Genomic DNA, 644 nt, shown 5'->3' on the forward strand with positions numbered 1-644 from the left:
TTGTCGGCGAGCAGCTGGAAAATCTGCAGATCGGCGAGCCTGCTACCGTGGCGGTCACCGATACTCAGAGCCCGGTTACTGCCCAGCTCACTGTGGATAACGCCACCGTGACCGAAGGTGGCCAGATCACTTACACCGTGACCCTGGTCAGCGCCGATCCGAGCCTGCCAGTGACCAACCACAAGGGTCTGACCTTCACCCTGACCGACGGCACCATCGTCACGGTCAAAGCCGGTGAATCGGTCGGCACCACCACTGTCACTGCGCCAGACAACGTCTACGTCAACGATCCAGTCACCATCACCCAAGGCCTGACCAAGGTTGAAGGCGCCGGCGCCGATCAGTTCGAGCAACTGAATCTGGGCAAAGATACCGTCAGCACAGTAGTCACCGATGAGCCAGGCACTCCGGGTAACCCGGGCGGCAACAACGAAGGTGACTTGGTCAAGGTCAGCATCGCTGCCGATCAGCTGTCTGTGAATGAGGCTACTGAGCCTACCTTCACCGTCACTTTGAACAAGGCGCTCGACAAGCCGTTCACCGTGACCCTGAGCACCGGTGCCACCCTGACCTTCGCGGCAGGTGAAACCACCAAGTCCTACGCCGCTCCGGCGCAGGGCGATGACGTGTTCAAGGACGAAGGC

Annotated in this window: 1 protein-coding gene; it reads left to right on the forward strand. The window is 60.4% G+C overall.

Annotated elements, in window-relative coordinates; genetic code table 11:
* On the forward strand, positions 1–644 hold a 644-nt coding region (locus APH30_RS29280; RefSeq protein WP_177333816.1), incomplete at both ends, for an immunoglobulin-like domain-containing protein.

Source organism: Pseudomonas sp. NBRC 111127 (assembly GCF_001320345.1).
GTDB lineage: Bacteria > Pseudomonadota > Gammaproteobacteria > Pseudomonadales > Pseudomonadaceae > Aquipseudomonas > Aquipseudomonas juntendi.